The sequence below is a fragment of the Klebsiella sp. w6 genome, assembly GCF_033100215.1.
In the GTDB taxonomy this organism is placed as follows: Bacteria; Pseudomonadota; Gammaproteobacteria; order Enterobacterales; family Enterobacteriaceae; genus Klebsiella; species Klebsiella variicola.
The window spans coordinates 1,429,977-1,448,252 of the sequence record NZ_CP136907.1 but is presented as its reverse complement, the minus strand read 5'-3'; the positions used below and the strand labels follow the sequence as shown (position 1 = coordinate 1,448,252).

Below are 18,276 nucleotides of genomic sequence, written 5' to 3'. Positions count from 1 at the left end.
GTTACCAGCGTGGAATTGTCGTCGTCACATCGCCATTCTGCGCGCGCTGACGCATAAAGTGATCCATCAGGACGATCGCCAGCATCGCCTCAGCGATCGGTACGGCGCGAATGCCGACGCACGGATCGTGACGCCCTTTGGTGATCATCTCCACTTCTTCGCCAAAGCGGTTAATCGTATGACCGGGAACGGTAATACTGGAGGTAGGTTTCAGCGCAATATGGGCAACGATCTGCTGTCCACTGCTGATACCGCCAAGAATGCCGCCGGCGTGGTTGCTCTGGAATCCGTCTTTGGTGATTTCATCGCGGTTTTCGCTGCCGCGCAGCTTCACCACTTCAAAGCCGTCGCCAATTTCCACCCCTTTCACGGCGTTGATGCTCATCAGCGCGTGGGCGATATCGGCATCCAGGCGATCGAAGACCGGCTCGCCGAGGCCCGGCGGTACGCCGTCAGCCACCACCGTCACTTTCGCGCCAATGGAGTCACCCTCTTTTTTCAGGCCGCGCATCAGTTCATCCAGAGCGTCGATTTTATCCGGGTCCGGGCAGAAGAACGGGTTCTGCTCGACCTGATCCCAGTCTTTGATGGCCAGCGGAATATCGCCCATCTGCGTCAGGCAGCCGCGAATGACGATGCCGAACTTCGCGGCAAGGTATTTTTTGGCAATCGCCCCGGCCGCTACGCGCATCGCGGTTTCGCGCGCAGAAGAACGACCGCCGCCGCGATAGTCGCGCAGACCATACTTTTGCTCGTAGGTGTAATCGGCGTGGCCCGGACGGAACAGATCTTTGATTGCGCCGTAATCCTGCGAACGCTGATCGGTGTTCTCAATCAGCAGACCGATACTGGTCCCGGTAGTAACGCCTTCGAAGACGCCGGAAAGAATTTTGACCTGATCCGGCTCGCGACGCTGCGTGGTGTAACGCGAGGTGCCCGGGCGACGACGATCGAGGTCGTGCTGCAGGTCGGCTTCGGTCAGCGGGATGCCCGGCGGCACGCCGTCGACGATGCAGCCCAGCGCCAGGCCGTGCGATTCGCCGAAGGTAGTGACGCGAAAGAGTTGTCCAATTGTATTTCCTGCCATCACGGCTCCAATCTTTTTCGTTATGTTGGCGTGTTGTTTTTTTTAGTCTTTATAAATACCGAAGTGCGCACGGGCGTCAATCAGCTGCTGTTTGGTCAGCATGAAGACACCGTCGCCGCCGTTATCAAACTCAAGCCAGGTAAACGGCACGTCCGGATATTGCTCCATCAGATGTACCATGCTGTTACCGACTTCACAAATCAGAATCCCGTCATCGCTGAGATAATCCGGCGCGTTACCGAGGATACGGCGCGTCAGCTTCAGGCCGTCGCTACCGGAGGCCAGACCCAGCACCGGCTCATGCTCATACTCTTCCGGCAGATCGGCCATGTCCTCTTCATCGACATACGGCGGATTGGTGACGATCAGATCGTACTGCAGCTTCGGCAGATCGCGGAACAGGTCGGAGCGGATCGGCGTCACGTGATGGATCAAGCCATGGGACTCCACGTTGTGCTCGGCGACGGCCAGCGCGTCCGGGGAAATATCCACGGCGTCGACTTCGGCTTCCGGGAAAGCATAGGCGCAGGCGATGGCGATGCAGCCGCTGCCGGTGCACATATCAAGGATATGCTGCGGCTTATGGTTAATCAGCCCGGCAAACTGATTGTTGATCAGTTCGCCAATCGGGGAGCGCGGGACCAGCACCCGCTCATCGACGTAAAACTCATGCCCGCAGAACCACGCTTTGTTGGTCAGATAGGCGACGGGAATGCGCTCGTTCACGCGGCGGATCACCCGCTCAACGATGCGGTGTTTCTCGCTGGAGGTCAGACGCGCAGTCCGCATATCTTCCGGGATATCCAGCGGTAGGTAGAGCGACGGCAGCACCAGCTGTACTGCCTCGTCCCACGGGTTATCAGTCCCGTGACCGTACCAGATATTAGCAGCACTGAAACGGCTTACCGCCCAGCGCAGCATGTCCTGAATGGTATGCAGCTCATTGACTGCCTCATCAACAAAAATTTTATCCACGACAACCTCCAGGGCACACTCTGCTATAAATTCGGCGGCTAGTGTGCCATGAAGACGGCGATAAATCAGCATTCTTGCGTGGGGTGACCGGGGAAAAAACAGGTTTTCCTTGCCCGAAGGGATATTGAGTCGGGTAAACTAGCGCAAAGTATTAATGAGAGTGGACAATGAAAAAGAAGACATCGCTAAGCGAGGAGGATCAGGCGCTGTTCCGTCAGTTAATGACCGGCACGCGAAAGATCAAGCAGGACACCATCGTTCACCGTCCGCAGCGCAAGAAAGTCACTGAGGTTGCTCCGAAGCGTTTGCTGCAGGAACAGGCCGATAACAGCCACTATTTCTCTGATGAGTTTCAGCCGCTACTGAATACTGAAGGCTCGACGAAATATGTCCGCGCCGACGTCAGCCATTTTGAGCTGAAAAAGCTGCGCCGTGGGGATTATTCGCCGGAACTGTTTCTCGATCTGCATGGGCTCACCCAGCAGCAGGCCAAACAGGAACTGGGCGCGCTGATTGCCGCCTGCCGCCGCGAACATGTGTTTTGCGCCTGTGTGATGCACGGGCACGGCAAACATATTCTCAAACAGCAAACCCCGCTGTGGCTGGCGCAACACCCGCATATTATGGCGTTTCACCAGGCACCAAAAGAGTACGGCGGTGACGCCGCACTGCTGATACTGATTGAGGTAGAGGAGTGGCAACCGCCGGAGCTGCCTTAACGGCGGGCTCCGGGGCCGTCAGATGGCGTTGGCCATCTTGAGATTGCAGGGGCTTTTCTGCCAGAGGTATTCACCCTTGCCGTCGGCGTCCAGCGTCACGCAGGCGATAGCCGAGGTGGTGAACATCGGAGGCGTTTCCCCCGGACACAGCTCTGAGACCAGGTACCCCACCAGCGGCAGGTGGGAGACGACCAGCGCCGTCGCCACGCCTTCATTCGCCAGCGCCTGCAGATAGGCGCTAACCAGGCCTACGTCGCCGCACGGCGTGAGTTCCGGCATCACGTCGACATGTTTCGGCAGGTTCATGCACTCCCCAACAATATCCAGCGTCTGTTCTGCACGCAGATAGGGACTGACAAGAACGCGCTCAATATCCACTTTTTGACCTTTCAGCCAGGTTGCCATCTGACGAGACTCATCACAACCGCATACGGTTAATGGACGAACTGAGTCGCTGGCTGCATCGAGGGCAGCGTCGCCGTGACGCATAATAAAAACTTGCATATTGCACCGCTTTTGTTAACCAGAAGCACCGTAGTTTGGCCTGCGAAGACAATACGCAGGTGACCCGGTGGCCGGGCATTGTGCCTGATCCATTCAACGAATGAAACGCTGTTTTTTACCTCAATGGCGTAAGTATAGTCAATCATTGTTTACAAAACAGCCAATCAACAGCGTCATCCGCAGCCGGATTTATCTTCTTTGACCACAACTTAGGTCAGCCGTTCATCCGCTGGCCAAAAGGTTGTCCCCTGTTCGGCCATGCGTAATAAAGTGTCACAGGGTGTAAAACGTGGGCCGTACTGGGCGGCCAGGCGCTGCAGGATCGCGGCAACTTCACCCGCGCCGATAGTATCCATATACCGGAACGGGCCGCCAAGAAATGGCGGAAACCCTATACCAAAGACGGCGCCGATATCGCCATCGCGCGCGCTACGGATAATCTGCTCATCAAAGCAGCGCGCCGCCTCGTTAAGCATCATCATCACACAGCGTTCCGCCACCTGCTGCGCGGAGAGCCGCGACTGGGGGCGGTCGATGCCGAGCAGCGGATAAACTGCCGGGTCGGGCCGTTTTTTGCTTTTACGCCCTTTTGTCTCATAAAGATAGAAACCACGATTATTTTTTCTACCTTTGCGATCGTCCTTCAAAATCGCGTCAATGATGTTTGCAGGTGGGCTAAAACGTTCTCCAAACGCGCTCTCCAGCACGGGGATAATTTTGGTGCCGGTATCGATGCCAACCTCATCCAGCAGTTGGATTGGCCCTACCGGGAAACCGAATTTAACCAGGGCCTTATCAATCTCTTCAACCGGTTCGCCCTCCACCAGCAGGCGCATCGCTTCATTGATATAGGGCGCGAGGATGCGGTTCACATAGAAGCCCGCTTTATCCGCCACCACAATCGGCGTTTTCCCCTGACGTTTAGCCAGTTGCACCACGGTGGCGATAGCCTGCGGATCGGTTCCCTTATGCGGGATCACTTCAACCAGCGGCATTTTTTCCACTGGACTGAAGAAATGCAGGCCGATCACTCGCCCGGGGCGACGGGCCTGGGCGGCAATATCGCCTATCGGTAACGATGAGGTGTTCGACGCAAAGATGGTCTGCGGCCCGCAATATTGCTCCACTTCGCTGACCATCCGCTGCTTCAGGGCCAGGTCCTCAAATACCGCCTCGATCACCACGTCGCGATGAGCAAAGCCCTGATAGTCGGTGGCGCCGGAGATCATCGCCATCTGGCGATCGCGCTCACTGGGGCGCAGACGACGCTGGCGGACCTGTTTATTCAGCAGCTCCCAGCTGTACTTTAAGGCATGGTTAATCCCACGCGGCTGGATATCTTTAATGCGCACCGGCAGCCCGCCCTTACAGGCGGTCACATAGGCGATCCCCCCGCCCATCAAGCCGCCGCCCAGCACCGCAATGCTCGTCAGCGGTCCGGGCTCTGCTTCGGCGCCACGGTCTTTTTTCAGATCGGTACTGGCAAAGAAGATCGAACGCAGCGCTTGCGACTGCGGGGTCATCGCCAGTTCGCCAAACGCGCGAGCTTCTTCGGCGTAACCGCTGCTGCAACCGTGGGCCAGGCCATTCTCGACAACCTGCAGAATTCGCTTCACCGCCGGATAGTTCCCCTGGGTCTTGCGCTGCGTTTGTTTGCCGACGAAATGGAATAACAGATGGCGGCCCAAAGGCCCCGCCAGCACGCGTTCGCGTACGGGCATATCCCGACTGGCCGGTCGCCCCTTCAGCGCCAGCTCCACCGCCGCCTGCAATAAAATCGCCTGCGGAACCACCTCGTCTACCAGACCGGCCTTCAGCGCCTGGCGCGCACGCAGCTGCCTGCCGGTAAGCATCATATCCAGCGCTGTACTGACGCCAATCAGCCGCGGTAAACGCTGCGTTCCCCCGGAGCCCGGCAGCAGGCCAAGCTGCACTTCCGGCAAACCGAGTCGGGTTTTTTCGTCATCGCTACAGATCCGGCCATGACAGGCCAGCGCCAGTTCCAGACCGCCGCCGAGGCAGGCGCCGTGGATAGCGGCAATCACCGGGATCGACAAGCCATGGATCTCAGCCATAATCTGCTGTCCCTGGCGCGCCAGCGCTTCCGCTTCCTGCGCGCTGCGGCAGCGGGCAATCATGTTAATGTCTGCGCCGGCGATAAAGTTATCCGCTTTGGCGGAGATAAACACCACGCCGCGCACCGACTTATCATCACGAACCCGACGTATCAGCCCCCGCACCTGATTGCCGAACTCAGCTTTCAGGGTATTCATTTTCTCACCCGGGGCATCGATGGTGATCACCGCGATCTTGTCCGCACGGACCTCAAGCTTAAAAGCGGAAACAGCATCCATTATTCAGCCTCCACGATCATCGCCGCACCCAGACCACCTGCCGCGCAGGCCGTCACCAGACCGAATCCCCCGCCCCGTCGCCGCAACTCATGCAGCGTTTGGGTGATCATCCGCGCGCCGGTGGCAGCAAAAGGATGGCCATAAGCAATAGATCCGCCGAGGACGTTAAACTTGCTCTCATCCACCTCACCGGTGGCCTGCGAGCGTCCCAGCACTTCACGGGCAAAGCGCTCGCTTGCCAGACACTGGAGATTGGCCAGCGTCTGCGCAGCAAAAGCTTCGTGCATATCAATAAGCGTCAGATCCGCCAGCGTCAGACCTGCCCGCTCCAGCGCCAGCGGCGTGGACCATGCGGGACCCAGCAGCATATCCTGCCAGACGTCGATGGCGGTAAAGGCATAGCTGCGCAGATAACCCAGCGGCGTCAGACCCAGCTCTTTGGCCCTCGACTCGGTCATCAGGATCACCGCCGCCGCGCCGTCCGTCAGCGGCGTGCTGTTGGCTGCGGTGACGGTGCCATGTTTGCGGTCAAAGGCAGGGCGTAACTTTTGGTAATCTGCGAGGGTTGAATTTTTACGAATATTGTTGTCCTGCTCCAGCGGCTCGCGGAAAGGGGGCGCGTAGGCCGTCATCACCTCAGCTGACAACTTTCCCTCTTCCCAGGCTTTGGCCGCCAGCTGGTGCGAACGATGCGCCAGCGCATCCTGTTGTTCCCGGGTGATGCCCCAACTTTTCGCCATCTGTTCCGCGGTATCGCCCATCCGCAAACCGGTTGAATATTCCGCCACCGCCGGGGGGACCGGCAGCAAGTCGCGCGGCCGCAGACGGGAAAACAGCTTCAGCTTTTGGCTCAGCGTGCGGGCTTTATTGGCATCCACCAGCGTGCGGGCCAGTGTTTTACTGACCCCAATGGGCAATACAGAAGAGGAGTCGGCGCCGCCGGCGATACCGGCGCGGATGGTGCCGGCCATCAGGCTTTCAGCAACATTCGCCACGGCCTGGAAGCTGGTAGCGCAGGCGCGACTGACGCTATAGGCATCGGTGTGCACGCTCATTCCAGTGCCGAGCACGATTTCCCGGGCGATATTCGGCGCCTCCGGCATCTGCACCACCTGGCCAAAAACCAGTTGCTCAATGACGTCCGCGGGAATGTCACTCCGGGCGAGCATTTCGCCAACCACCATTTTCCCTAAATCAACGGCCGGAACGCCATGAAAAACCGTCGCCTGGCGCGCAAATGGCGTGCGTAACCCCCTGACAATGGCAATGCGATCGCCCTGACGGGTGATAAGCGGTAATGCCTGACTCATAACGCTCCCCTGTTAAGCAAAACAACCAAGTGGTCTGACCTGATAACAGTCTTAACTAATTTTTTACATTAAGCCAATCGGGGAAGCGAAAAATTGCGAGCCAAAACACATTGAACAGAAAGGTAACGCCCCTTCTACGGGGCGTTAAACGGAGGGATTAACGTAATCCTAACTGGAAGATCAGCGATTCGGCTTCGCAGCTAAAAATAAAATCGATATCCAGCTGTACGCCGCCGTCAACATCGGTGAAGGTCGGGTTGATTTTGCACGGTTCAGATTGCACATTACGCGCTTTCTCGCTCAGCGCAGCGAGCGTTTGCTCCGCTTCCGCGCGGTTGGCGAACACGCGGCTGTATGAGGCGGTGCAGTCGGTGTTGTCCACAATGGTGCCAACATCCATACAGCAGCATACCGGGGTTTCATCAGCGCTACATTTACTCATCGTAGATTTCCTCTGTATAGGCACCTTCGGTGCCAGACAAATAATGTGCCTATTTTACGCCCTGCCCCCGGTGAGCCTCCAGCCGAGAATCGCCATCACCGCGTTAAGTGACAGAAATCACACTTAAAAATGATCTAAAACAAAAATCAGCTTTTCTGCCTCTTACTCCCCCCGACAATTTTGCCAGCTGGATCGCGTTTCTGTTATCACAATTGAAAAACTTCATAAACAAACTTGCAACAACTCATCTGGTCAGACCTATACTCAGCGCACTGGTCTGATTTCTCTGTTGTACCACAGACCCTACACTTCCGCGCTTCTGTTACGGCATGTAACATAGTTTAAAAAAAAATAACTCAATGAGGTTATGGGCATGAGCCAGAAAACCCGCTTTACCCAATCTGCCCTTGCAGTGGCTGTAGCACTTGTTTCCACCCAGGCCTGGTCAGCAGGCTTCCAGCTCAACGAATTCTCTTCATCAGGGCTGGGTCGGGCCTATTCCGGTGAAGGGGCTATCGCAGACGATGCAGGCAATGCCAGTCGTAACCCGGCATTAATTATGATGTTTGACCGTCCAACTATGTCGGCGGGCGCCGTTTTTGTTGACCCGGGTGTCAATGTCTCCGGCACCTCTCCCACCGGCAAGAGCCTGAATGCGGACAATATCGCCCCGACGGCGTGGGTTCCCAACTTCCACTTTGTCGCGCCGATTAACGATCAATTCGGTTGGGGGGCATCCATTACCTCTAACTACGGCCTGGCAACGGAATACAACGATGACTATGCGGCTGGCAGCATGGGCGGTAAAACCGACCTGACCACCGCGAACTTCAACCTGAGCGGCGCCTACCGTCTCGACAGCAACTGGAGCTTTGGCTTAGGTTTTGACGCGGTCTACGCCAAGGCGAAGATCGAGCGCTATGCGGGTGACCTGGGTCAGATTGTCGCTGGTTCTGGCGCACTGCCGCCGGCGCTGGCAGGCCAGGTGGCGAAGATCCCTGCCGACACGCAGATCGCCCATCTTAACGGCAACGCCTGGGGCTTTGGCTGGAATGCCGGTATCCTCTATGAGCTGGATAAGAACAACCGCTACGGTTTTACCTACCGTTCCGAGGTGAAGATCGACTTCGACGGTAACTACCGCAGCAGCCTGCCGGCGGCCTATAACCAAATCCTCGGCAACTTCGGTCTGCCAGCGGGCACTAACGGCCAGACCACTGGCGGTTCTCTGACCCTTAACCTGCCGGAAATGTGGGAGCTGTCGGGCTATAACCGCGTGGCGCCGCAGTGGGCGGTCCACTATAGCCTGACCTACACCAGCTGGAGTCAGTTCCAGGAGCTGAAAGCCACCGGCAGCAACGGCCAGACGCTGTTCTATAAAGAGGAAGGCTTTAAGGACGCCTACCGTCTTGCGCTGGGGACCACGTATTATTACGACGATAACTGGACCTTCCGCACCGGTATCGCTTTCGATGACAGCCCGGTGCCGGCCAACAACCGCTCCATCTCCATTCCTGACCAGGATCGCCTGTGGCTGAGCGCGGGTACCACTTACGCGTTCAACAAGGATGCGTCGGTTGACGTCGGTCTTTCCTATATGCACGGCCAGCACGTTGAAATTAAGGAAGGCCCGTATACCTTCCGTTCCGAAGGGACCGCCTGGCTGTACGGCGCCAACTTCAACTACCGCTTCTGATAAGCCGCACGCAACAAAAAAGGGTGAACAACATGTTCACCCTTTTTTTTATCATTCGCAGATTACTGTGAATCAATGTCTTTCAGTTCATCCTGAATAGCCTGGGCATTCGGGTTGTCCGCCGGGGTCAGCTTACCGCCGTTGGCGATAAAGTCATGGCGCTGGAAGTAAGCTTCACGCACCAAAATGTAAGGATCGGAAGACTGACGGAGCAGGCCGTCGGAATCCAGCAGCTGGGCACGCGTTTCAATCCCTTCGACAGCCCATTTACCAATCGACATCGGCCAGGTCAACCAGGAGAGTACCGGGTAGAGGCCATCGGCCATATCACCGCCTTCATCGCGCAGCGTAAAGCTACCGTAGAATGGCAGTTGCACATACGGACCATAGCCGACGCCATAATGGCCGAGCGTGCTGCCGAAACGATGCGGTTCAACGCGCTGCAGCTGCGGATTCGCCATGCCCGCGACATCGATCAGACCGCCCATCCCGAGGATGGTGTTCAGGAAGAAACGGGTAAAGTGCACCATACCTTTATAGGGGTCGCCCTGCAGGAAGGAGTTCACCATTACCGCCGGCTCTTCAAGGTTGCTGGTGAAGTTGCTCAAACCATTGCGCGCCGGCTGCGGGACGTAGTCACGCCATGCCACCGCCACCGGGCGAAGCACGTAAGGGTCGACCACGTTAAAGTTGAAATTGAACATCGTGCGGTTAAACCCTTCTAACGGGTCTGAACGCCCCTGCGGCTGATCGCCAGAGCTGGAACTGGCACATCCCACCAGCAATGTGGCGCCAAGCGCAAGCGCCGACAGGCGATAATTCATAGGTGTCTCCCTGGTTTTTATGGCTATCGCGAGTTGCCATCCATGACGGAAAGACAACGTTTCCGCCCGTATAGATGTGAGCGATTGTAACAGCACGTTGAACGATGTCTATATCACCCAAGTTGTTGATTTGATCATAGCCTGGGAATAACGAGATCGCGGGGCTCCTATTCTACCGGAGCAACAAAAATCTGACGTTACCATTTTTGCGATTTCAGAGTATGCCCAGCCAGACGGCAGGGAAAGCCGCTACGCTATATCTATATAGATTGATAGCGAGGGCCACGAAATGGATGAACTAGACAATAACAAATTAAAACCAGCGGATGACGAGCGAGAAGTCGAAAGTGAAGAAAAACAGCGCGGAGAGGAAATAGAAGTGGATGAAGATCGCCTGCCCTCGCGGGCGATGGCCATCCATGAACATATTCGCCAGGAAGGGGAAAAAGAGATGGAACGCGATGCGCTGGCCTTGCTGTGGTCAGCCATTGCGGCCGGTCTGTCGATGGGCGCCTCCCTGCTGGCAAAAGGGATTTTTCACGTCAAACTGGAGGGGATCCCGGGCGGGTTTTTACTGGAAAATCTCGGGTATACCTTCGGCTTTATTATCGTGATCATGGCCCGCCAGCAGCTGTTCACGGAAAATACGGTTACCGCCGTTCTGCCGGTGATGCACAATCCCACACCAGGTAACATCGGTTTGCTGATGCGGTTATGGTCGGTGGTGCTGGCTGGCAACCTCATCGGTACCGCAGTGGCCGCATGGGCCTTCAATTTTATGCCCGTCTTTGATGAACCAACTCGTCAGGCCTTTGTCAGCATCGCCGAAGACGTAATGAAAAACAGCCCGACGGAGATGTTCGCTAATGCGATTATTTCCGGCTGGCTGGTCGCCACCATGGTCTGGATGTTTCCTGTCGCCGGTGCGGCCAAGATCGTGGTGATTATTCTCATGACCTGGCTTATCGCCCTGGCGGATACGACTCATATCGTGGTGGGATCGGTCGAGATCCTTTATCTGGTGTTTAACGGAAGCCTGCCCTGGAGCGACTTTATCTGGCCGTTCGCCCTGCCGACGCTGGCGGGAAATATCTGCGGAGGGACCTTCATCTTCGCGCTGCTGAGCCATGCGCAGATCCGTAACGATATGAGCAGCAAGCGAAAAGCGGAAGCCCGCGCCCAGGCCGCGGAGAAAGCCAAAAACGCCGACCAGGCTTAAAAAAAAGCGCCCTGAGTGGCGAGGGTTTAAGCAGTCAGACGGCATGGCTCTTACTCAGGCGGGCAAAAAACGCTATACTCGCACCGCCTTGTCCCCTTAGTTAAATGGATATAACGAGCCCCTCCTAAGGGCTAGTTGCAGGTTCGATTCCTGCAGGGGACACCATGCCCAGCCGCAATAATCTTCTCTCTCGATCGACATCCGTTGCGTTACATCGCCATTACCTGCAATCTACAATCGTCCTTCCGCCTCGCCCTTTTTCCGCTCTTATCTGGTTAAGACAGCGGTGTTTTCATGGGGTTCATTTTGCTTCCCACGCCAAGTCGGTCGCTACGGGAAATGATATCATCACTGCCAAAAGCGCTTTCACACACGTGTAACTATCCAGCCTCCTATTTTATGCAGCTTCGCTTTCTGCATATTCAAGACTCTGCAGATATTGCAATGCTATCGGGTCGGCAACATATTCAACCTGACCATGATGGCGCTCAACTTCATCAATAATCCGACTAAGCTCAACCCGAAAAAACTCCTTGCGCAGATTAACTTTATTAATGCGATAATTTTCCAGGTGATCGTGCAGCGTTCTTTCCAGTGCGGGGGCATCGTCGCAGGAAATCATGGCATGGACGTCAAAATCAAAAGGTACCGCCGCTCCACTTAGCTCTTTCACTCGCTCCATAGGTTCCAGCCGTCGGGTCATACCAATTTTGAAGACATTTTCACCGAAGGAGCCGATATTCGAAATCACATACACATGTCCCTGTCTGGTGAGCTGAGCCATGGATTTGGCGCGTTCATACTGCTGATGTACTTCCTGGATTTTCTGCTCCAGCTCCAGACGCTGTCTTTCCAGCTCTTCCCGGTGTGTGCCTTCAGCGGCGAGAAGGGCTTCCCCCAGTAAACGCTGCTGCTCAGCAAGGCGTTGCTCCTCTTCTTCCGCTTCGCGCTGCTGCTGCTCCAGTTCATCCTGACGCTGTTTTTCTTCCCGCATCTGACGCTTAAGCTCAGCCTGATACTCTTTTTCTTCCTGCGCTTTTTCCAGCAGGGCGACCTTATCCAGAAACTGCTGCTTTACACCTTCCCAGTCGGCGTTATCTTCAAGTTCCAGAAAGGTGATTTTCTCGCTAATGGCCGCGTAAGCGTCTCTCTCCTTCCTGAGCTGGTCGTATTTGCTTTGCCAGTTATTTACCGTGGTGCCGGAAAGTAGTGTTTTGACTTTGAATTTATACGCGGAGTCCACAATACGCTGCAATGCCCTGGAGGCTTTATTTCTGGCATTGCGAAATTCATCCCACTGACCGGCAAGCTGTTGCTTTTCCTGATACAGCTTGCAAGCCACTTCGGTACTGACGATTTCGTCAAAGGCTTTCTCTTTTTTTGCCAGATCTGCGGCTTTTTTTCTAAAGCCGCGATAAATAATAATCCGTATTATCAGTGCAATGGCTAGCAGTAACCCAAAGAACAAACCAATAACGCCTGCCGGATTCGATACGGATTCAATGAATCGCTCATTAAGATTGATTAATGCCTTTACCGCAACATAAACTCCCCAGACCATCACGCCTATAATGACCAAAATGAGAATTGCAACATTATCATCCTTTTTTCTTCGTGCCATATTTACTTCCTGTTTTATTTTAATCTTGATGAATTACGCGGAATAACAGAAAAATGATGCTCCGCTCCCTGTTAATACTGATTTCCGGAACAAATCGGTAAATGGGTAAAGCCGGGCTTACTGGCCATATAAAGAGGCGCACAGGTGGGCTGGCGGGCTGGTGTTTCGACCGGCTCATCGCTTTCAATAACGCGTTGTGGCTCTTGCTTTTTCGCTGTTGTCGCCTTTTTGATTTGTGTTTTATGGGAGGGGGTGGAAGGTTTAACCCGCTCGCGAGTTACAGAATCACCATATCCAGAGCAAAATCGCTTTGATTGACTCAGGCTTCCGTCATTACAGACAAACCGGCCATCGGATGTACAATGCGCTATCCCGCCTTTTGAACCGGAGCAGGGCTTTCTTCCACGAGCAGCGTCAGCCTGAGTGGTCAACAAAATGCCTGAAAGCAAGAGAAGAATTAATTTTTTCATTTCCATATCCGTGTTGTATTTCGTTATTTGGGGTTCTGTTCCCTGTCAGTTATTAACTGATTCGCCAGAGAATACGCAATGATTAACTGACAGATAAATTATCACTTCTTCCGTTTTCAGTTTATTGGTGGCCGCTGTGCGCAGGACATGGCGGGTGTGGTTATTCCGGTTAACGGGGTCAGGATATCCATTACGCCGGAGAGTCGTGCAGTGCATACGCGATGTACGGCAGGTCAATATTACTGTTGCTGTATGCCATCACCACTTCGGTGGTGACCGCATCATGACGCACAAATACTGAGGCATCCATCAGCGTTAATGGCCGTGCACGGGGTAAAATCCAGATGCAGTTTTTTAGTATTCCTGTAGAAGATGGATTTCGTGATGCTAACCTTACCGTCCGTGACGGTCTGCGTCAGGCCGCAGCCCGCGATACAAACCTAATATACCAATAAAATTTACGTAGCAATTTTGGATAATCGAAATGAGTAATACTGTATATACTTTAGCTAACGGCGGTGTTCCAGAAATTCAATGGCACCAATCGATAAATTACTTCGTTCAAGATATTGTTTTCTTTCTTCCTCTCTTAAACTTTCCCAAAATGGTTTCCAGTATACGTTCCACCAAAACTCCATATCTCCTTGCAGACTACCATAAGCACCAAAGTCCTTATCAGGAAATGCACACTCTGGCTCTGGAGGTTCTAAGCCTTTCTCACAAAGGCAATTGATAAATTCATTATCATTTGTGATAAGTCTTACAATATCCTGTTCAAACTCCTTAAATTTATAACAAACGAGGACTTTATTATGGTCTGAAACCTTCTCTTTTACCTCGCTTATTTTCACCTCCCTGTGAAAAAATAATTCAATCAAATGTTCAATGACTAATATGTCCTCAGGTTTTATCATAAAACATGCTGAATGTGCATATACATTGCTTTTATCTAGAGAGGAAAATAAAGGATACCCCCCCTCCTCTGGCAACGCCATAAATTGAGCATGAGGAAAATCATCCTGTAATCTGTTTTTTTTCCTGAATAAGTTAAATAAGTTAATTTTCATCAATATAGTCCGCCACCCAATCTGCACCAAAATAACCAGCGGTTCCGAATATAACTCCGCCTATAAGCCCTGTTAGCACCGCCCCAGGGCCCGTCTCAATGCCAACCGCCGCACCAGCCACTGTACCTATTTTTGCTCCAGCTACAGCCATCCCCCATCCTCCAGCTTGCCTAATGACTTCAGCGGTTATCGGTTTCACACTCCCGTTTTTAAGCGATTTTTCTGACGCCTGTTCTAGATCATAAGCTGTAAAGACAATTCCTGTCACCTGTACGACACGAGCGGCACGTGTAAAGTACTTTGCGTATTTTAATGTCTCTGGAGTGAAAACCGCGGATGCGGGTATTTTTTCACCGTGTAGCAATACTTCCCTATCTATATCCTTAACATATTTTGATATTTTATCAATACGTTTTACCAAGTGTGGATTTTGGCTCTTGTAATCATCAAGGCTCTTAAGTATTTCTTCTGTAGAAATTAATTTCGCACCCGACCTTACAGCTTTTTCAACATCAACAATAATTGTTTTACCTTCAAATCTTGGAGATCCTTCCGGAAAGGCAGAGCTAGTGGAAATATATGATGAAGCGTTCTCCCCCATCACATGCTCAGCTACAGAGTAGGATGCTGAAAAATTCTTTGGAATTAAACCATACCGTTCAGGGTTAGTTTCTGAAAGCATTTTTGCTTCTGATAAGTCCATCTTTGAAAGATAGGAATCAGAATTTGAAGCATATATTTTCCTAACAAGAAAACCGTCTTTCCCTGGCTCATCAACAACGATAAAGAAGAATGCACGGGCTGGCATTAACATACCAGTTATTTCGTACGTTGAATGTGGAGTTTCATTAGTTAAAGTTGAATGCTCAGTCATCTACCATCTCTCCAGAGCCAGGACACCTAGCCAAACGGTAAGTTTGGCTGATTCTTTTGAAAAAACGCGTTTGCACAGACCTTGATTGTCGGTGACACCTTTAAATGTTTCACCATTTTCGCTAGAGATAAAATATGGGACATTGGCCATGGGCTTACCACTATCATCCAAGATTCGGAATTGTTCATCGAAGAATCCATTCCGGATTAAATCGTCAACTAATGGCATTGATATTGATGGCGTTGGTGTTGAATTTGCACCAGCAAACATCGTCCGCTTCACCTTGCGTATATAGGTCGCCGTCGTACCATACTCGACCTTCCCGGCCTCAAGTCGCAGGTAGCTCCCGCCACCGATAAGCGTGATACGCTTCTTCCCGGCAAACGAGATGTCACTCGCCGAACTCAGCGTCAGCTTCTTCTCAGCAAACAGCCGCAGGCTGGCATTCTGCGCCTGCACCTCGACCGGCCCTTCTCCGGATTTCAGACTCAGCTGGCCGGTGCGGGCAAAGAGCCCCAGCTTCTCCCCGGCCAGTGCGGTCATGTTGCCCATGACACCGGCATTGATATCCTCCCCGGCATTAATGGCGACATTCTTCGTGGCCGTCATTTGCAGATGCTCCCCGCTGGTCAGCGCCATGCCTTCCGGGGCTGAGAAAAGCACAGCTTCATTGAGCGGTTTCAGCCTCTGCTCAAACATCTGTATCTGGCTGTCCACATCCGCCTTCAGCGTCTGCGCCTGCTCTGCCGCCATTTTCAGCTGCTGCAGTTGCTGGTTAAGCCGGTCGATTTCCTTCAGGGCCGTATCCCTGTCCAGTGCGTCACCCTGCGCTTTCAACTGCGCATCCGCACTGACAAACAGCCCTTTTCTGGCACGGATAACCCCGTGTTCATCGGTACGCAGTTCGGCCCCCTGGCCGCGACGTTGTCCCTGCGCGTCCACCAGATGCCCGCTGTTGAGCTGTGTCTTACCGTATTCCGTGGCGAGTTTGATATGCTCCTCACCCCGTTTGTCTTCCATCCGCAGCTTGTTGTTCGCCGGGGTGCGCAGCACGTTGCGGGTGTGATTGTCCCGGTTCACCAGGTCGGGATGTTCGGAGTCGTGCAGCGCATACGCGATGTACGGCAGGTCAATATCGCCATTGCTGTACGCTATCGCCACCTCGGTTCCATCGATGAGCGGCGTATGCCAGCCCAGCGTTTCACCGGCATAAGGTTTCGCCATCCGCAGCCACAGGTAACCGTAACCGGCTTCCGTCCACTCCCGGTCGAAGTCCAGCTTCACCCGGTAGCGCCCCTGCTCGTCCAGGTGTGCGTAGGTATCATTTTTTTCGCGACTTTCGATCCGGGCCGGGAGCGTACCCGGGATGACCGGGCGAGGGATCTCTACCGGACGGAAGCAGTAACGTTCGGTATAAGGCTGGCCCCAGACTGACACATGCAGACGGGAATCACGGGCCCCCCGGTAGGTCACCAGGGTGAGGACGACGCCTTCTTTCAGGGCTGCAATGACATCGCCCAGCGGCTCCAGCACCTGTCCGGGTGTGAGATGAGCAGCGTTGCTGAACAGATGAATACGGGCTGATTTATTCAGCTCCCGCTCGTGATGGATGTGCGCATAGAACGCCCCGGATTCGGTTTCCGGCTCCGGGCTGGCGTCATCACCCGCGTCACGATACGGCGCGGCGTAGCGGTAATGCTCCCCGGTGGTGACCGCATCATGACGCACGCTGACTGTGGCATCCATCGGCGTGGCGGCGGTCCGGTAGTTGTAATCCCGCGTGGCAACGGTGCCGGTGGCGATGTTGTGCCAGGTTCGCACATCCCAGACCGATTCTGCCGCGCCGTCAAACAGGCCCGATGGTTCGCTGTAGGGCAACTGTACATCAAAGTGGTAGTTAAGCTGGCTGTCGGCCAGTATATAGGTATCCAGACCGCGCACATCATCCATCTCCGTGCGCCAGTAAATCCCCACCTCGGACAGAATGCGCCGGATGAACTGCAAATCCGTTTCCCGCCACTGGGTGATAATTTCACGCGGCGGGTAGGTGCGCTCCAGGCGGAAGTCAAAATCAGGTCCTTCCAGGCCATGTTTGCGTAGCACCTGCTCCACCACCTCAGGAACGGACTGGTTCTGATATACCGCGCACTGTCGGGTGTATCCCAGGAGCGCCAGGCGCGAACTGAGCGTAAGCCGGTAGTGAGACTGGTCCTGAGAGGTGGACAACCATTCCAGGCGGGTCACCATGCCGTGAACACTTTTACCGCTCCGCATCCGGAAAGAGGCATATTTCATCAGCACCTCTTCCGGGGGGATGTTCGCCTGAAGCGTGGTGAACTCGATGTCCCAGCTGAACGGCTCGCTCAGGGCTTCCCGGCCGCGAAAGCGCAAAACATCCGGCTTCACCGAACTGTCATTGATATCCAGAAAGTAACGGGTCTGCCCGTCAAAAAGCGCCAGCCAGTTATCCATTACGTCACTCCTTTATCGGTACAAGACTAAGCCAGCCATCACCCAGTTCAATAGTGCGGGGTTTGTCCGGGTCAAGATCGTCACGGGTCAGTACCAGGCACCAGCGGTTGTCCTTCTGATCCGGTCGGTTAAACAGCCCCGCCACCGCCACGAACTGCGCCTCTTCATCCATAGGCATATTGAGCGTCACGCTGCCACTGGGCATCACCAGCAGCTCCTTTGATGCCAGCACGTCGTCCTTAAGTACCGTATCGGCCCTGCGCAGCAACGTCTGGTAATCAGCGGCATCAACCGCTTTACGATCCCTGAGCTGATAAACCCGCACCATGGTCGCCAGCGGCGTCTGTGCACCATCGGCGTTGATGGCGGTGCGCGGGGTAAAATCCAGATGCAGCGTTTTAATTTTTTTGTAGAAGATGGATTTCGTGATGCTGACCGTACCGTCCGTGACGGTCTGCGTCAGACCGCAGCCTGTGAGCAGACCGCAGGCAATAAGCGTCAGCGCCCACCAGCGGGTTATTGTTGCCATTCAAAAGCTCCTTTTACCCCCTCCCTACTTCTGATTGCTGATGCGTTGGCTGCACACACTCGCCCCGGTCACATAGTTATCTATGCTCCCGGAGACTCATGCGTTTGCCGCCT

The 18,276-nt window shown here is 54.2% G+C and carries 16 protein-coding genes, 1 tRNA gene and 1 pseudogene; 4 read left to right on the top strand and 14 right to left on the bottom strand.

Going from position 1 to position 18,276, the window contains the following annotated elements:
- Window position 1: 1 nt before the first annotated feature.
- Window positions 2–1,087 carry a chorismate synthase gene (gene aroC, locus R0140_RS07080; RefSeq protein ID WP_023323061.1) on the bottom strand — a complete coding sequence of 362 codons (1,086 nt, stop codon included), beginning with the start codon at window positions 1,085–1,087 and terminating at the stop codon, window positions 2–4.
- Window positions 1,088–1,129: 42 nt separating this feature from the next.
- Window positions 1,130–2,062 carry a 50S ribosomal protein L3 N(5)-glutamine methyltransferase gene (gene prmB, locus R0140_RS07075; RefSeq protein ID WP_002913346.1) on the bottom strand — a complete coding sequence of 311 codons (933 nt, stop codon included), beginning with the start codon at window positions 2,060–2,062 and terminating at the stop codon, window positions 1,130–1,132.
- Window positions 2,063–2,229: 167 nt separating this feature from the next.
- Here prmB and smrB point away from each other — a divergent pair, with 167 nt between their 5' ends.
- Window positions 2,230–2,781, top strand: a complete 552-nt coding sequence (gene smrB / locus R0140_RS07070; protein WP_023323062.1) for an endonuclease SmrB — start codon at window positions 2,230–2,232, stop codon at window positions 2,779–2,781.
- 18 nt (window positions 2,782–2,799) lie between these two features.
- Here the strand turns inward: smrB and sixA are convergent, their stop codons facing one another.
- From sixA to R0140_RS07050, 4 genes are all read right to left on the bottom strand, one after another.
- A complete protein-coding gene (sixA, locus tag R0140_RS07065; protein WP_008803906.1) occupies window positions 2,800–3,285 on the bottom strand; it encodes a phosphohistidine phosphatase SixA in 486 nt (161 codons plus the stop codon).
- 209 nt (window positions 3,286–3,494) lie between these two features.
- On the bottom strand, window positions 3,495–5,639 hold the full coding sequence (gene fadJ, locus R0140_RS07060) for a fatty acid oxidation complex subunit alpha FadJ (RefSeq protein WP_047666834.1): 2,145 nt from the start codon (window positions 5,637–5,639) through the stop codon (window positions 3,495–3,497).
- Window positions 5,639–6,949: an acetyl-CoA C-acyltransferase FadI gene (gene fadI / locus R0140_RS07055; protein WP_008803904.1), complete on the bottom strand. Its 1,311-nt coding sequence runs from the start codon at window positions 6,947–6,949 to the stop codon at window positions 5,639–5,641. Before fadI ends, fadJ begins: the two co-directional genes overlap by 1 nt.
- Window positions 6,950–7,106: 157 nt before the next feature.
- A complete protein-coding gene (locus R0140_RS07050) occupies window positions 7,107–7,391 on the bottom strand; it encodes a YfcZ/YiiS family protein (RefSeq protein ID WP_012967491.1) in 285 nt (94 codons plus the stop codon).
- Window positions 7,392–7,764: 373 nt separating this feature from the next.
- Between R0140_RS07050 and fadL the strand changes: the two genes are divergently transcribed.
- The gene (gene fadL, locus R0140_RS07045; protein ID WP_012967490.1) at window positions 7,765–9,087 is read left to right on the top strand and encodes a long-chain fatty acid transporter FadL; all 1,323 of its coding nucleotides are present in this window, start codon (window positions 7,765–7,767) and stop codon (window positions 9,085–9,087) included.
- 62 nt (window positions 9,088–9,149) lie between these two features.
- Here fadL and mlaA read toward each other — a convergent pair whose 3' ends face one another.
- Entirely contained in the window at window positions 9,150–9,911 is a 762-nt protein-coding gene (mlaA, locus tag R0140_RS07040; protein WP_008803901.1) for a phospholipid-binding lipoprotein MlaA, read from the bottom strand.
- A gap of 289 nt (window positions 9,912–10,200) precedes the next feature.
- Here mlaA and R0140_RS07035 point away from each other — a divergent pair, with 289 nt between their 5' ends.
- Both R0140_RS07035 and R0140_RS07030 read left to right on the top strand, forming a co-directional pair.
- Entirely contained in the window at window positions 10,201–11,130 is a 930-nt protein-coding gene (locus R0140_RS07035) for a formate/nitrite transporter family protein (protein WP_023298041.1), read from the top strand.
- A 90-nt stretch (window positions 11,131–11,220) separates the two neighbouring features.
- Window positions 11,221–11,295: transfer RNA gene (locus R0140_RS07030), tRNA-Arg, on the top strand.
- Between the two features lie 232 nt (window positions 11,296–11,527).
- Here the strand turns inward: R0140_RS07030 and R0140_RS07025 are convergent.
- The 7 genes and pseudogenes from R0140_RS07025 to tssJ form a co-directional block, all read right to left on the bottom strand.
- Window positions 11,528–12,751, bottom strand: a complete 1,224-nt coding sequence (locus R0140_RS07025) for a GIY-YIG nuclease family protein (RefSeq protein ID WP_032740191.1) — start codon at window positions 12,749–12,751, stop codon at window positions 11,528–11,530.
- A 71-nt stretch (window positions 12,752–12,822) separates the two neighbouring features.
- A complete protein-coding gene (locus R0140_RS07020) occupies window positions 12,823–13,221 on the bottom strand; it encodes a YdcA family protein (RefSeq protein WP_072023782.1) in 399 nt (132 codons plus the stop codon).
- 305 nt (window positions 13,222–13,526) lie between these two features.
- A pseudogene (locus R0140_RS07015) lies at window positions 13,527–13,655 on the bottom strand (type VI secretion system lipoprotein TssJ); the annotation flags it as partial.
- A 75-nt stretch (window positions 13,656–13,730) separates the two neighbouring features.
- Window positions 13,731–14,288 carry a hypothetical protein gene (locus R0140_RS07010; protein ID WP_050484407.1) on the bottom strand — a complete coding sequence of 186 codons (558 nt, stop codon included), beginning with the start codon at window positions 14,286–14,288 and terminating at the stop codon, window positions 13,731–13,733.
- Window positions 14,278–15,162, bottom strand: a complete 885-nt coding sequence (locus R0140_RS07005) for a glycine zipper 2TM domain-containing protein (protein WP_032740192.1) — start codon at window positions 15,160–15,162, stop codon at window positions 14,278–14,280. The genes R0140_RS07010 and R0140_RS07005 overlap by 11 nt, the downstream gene beginning before the upstream one ends.
- Window positions 15,163–17,634 (bottom strand): type VI secretion system Vgr family protein, encoded by a 2,472-nt coding sequence (locus R0140_RS07000; protein WP_049152783.1) that lies wholly within the window; start codon window positions 17,632–17,634, stop codon window positions 15,163–15,165.
- A gap of 4 nt (window positions 17,635–17,638) precedes the next feature.
- Entirely contained in the window at window positions 17,639–18,163 is a 525-nt protein-coding gene (tssJ, locus tag R0140_RS06995) for a type VI secretion system lipoprotein TssJ (RefSeq protein WP_064160751.1), read from the bottom strand.
- Between the last annotated feature and the right edge of the window lie 113 nt (window positions 18,164–18,276).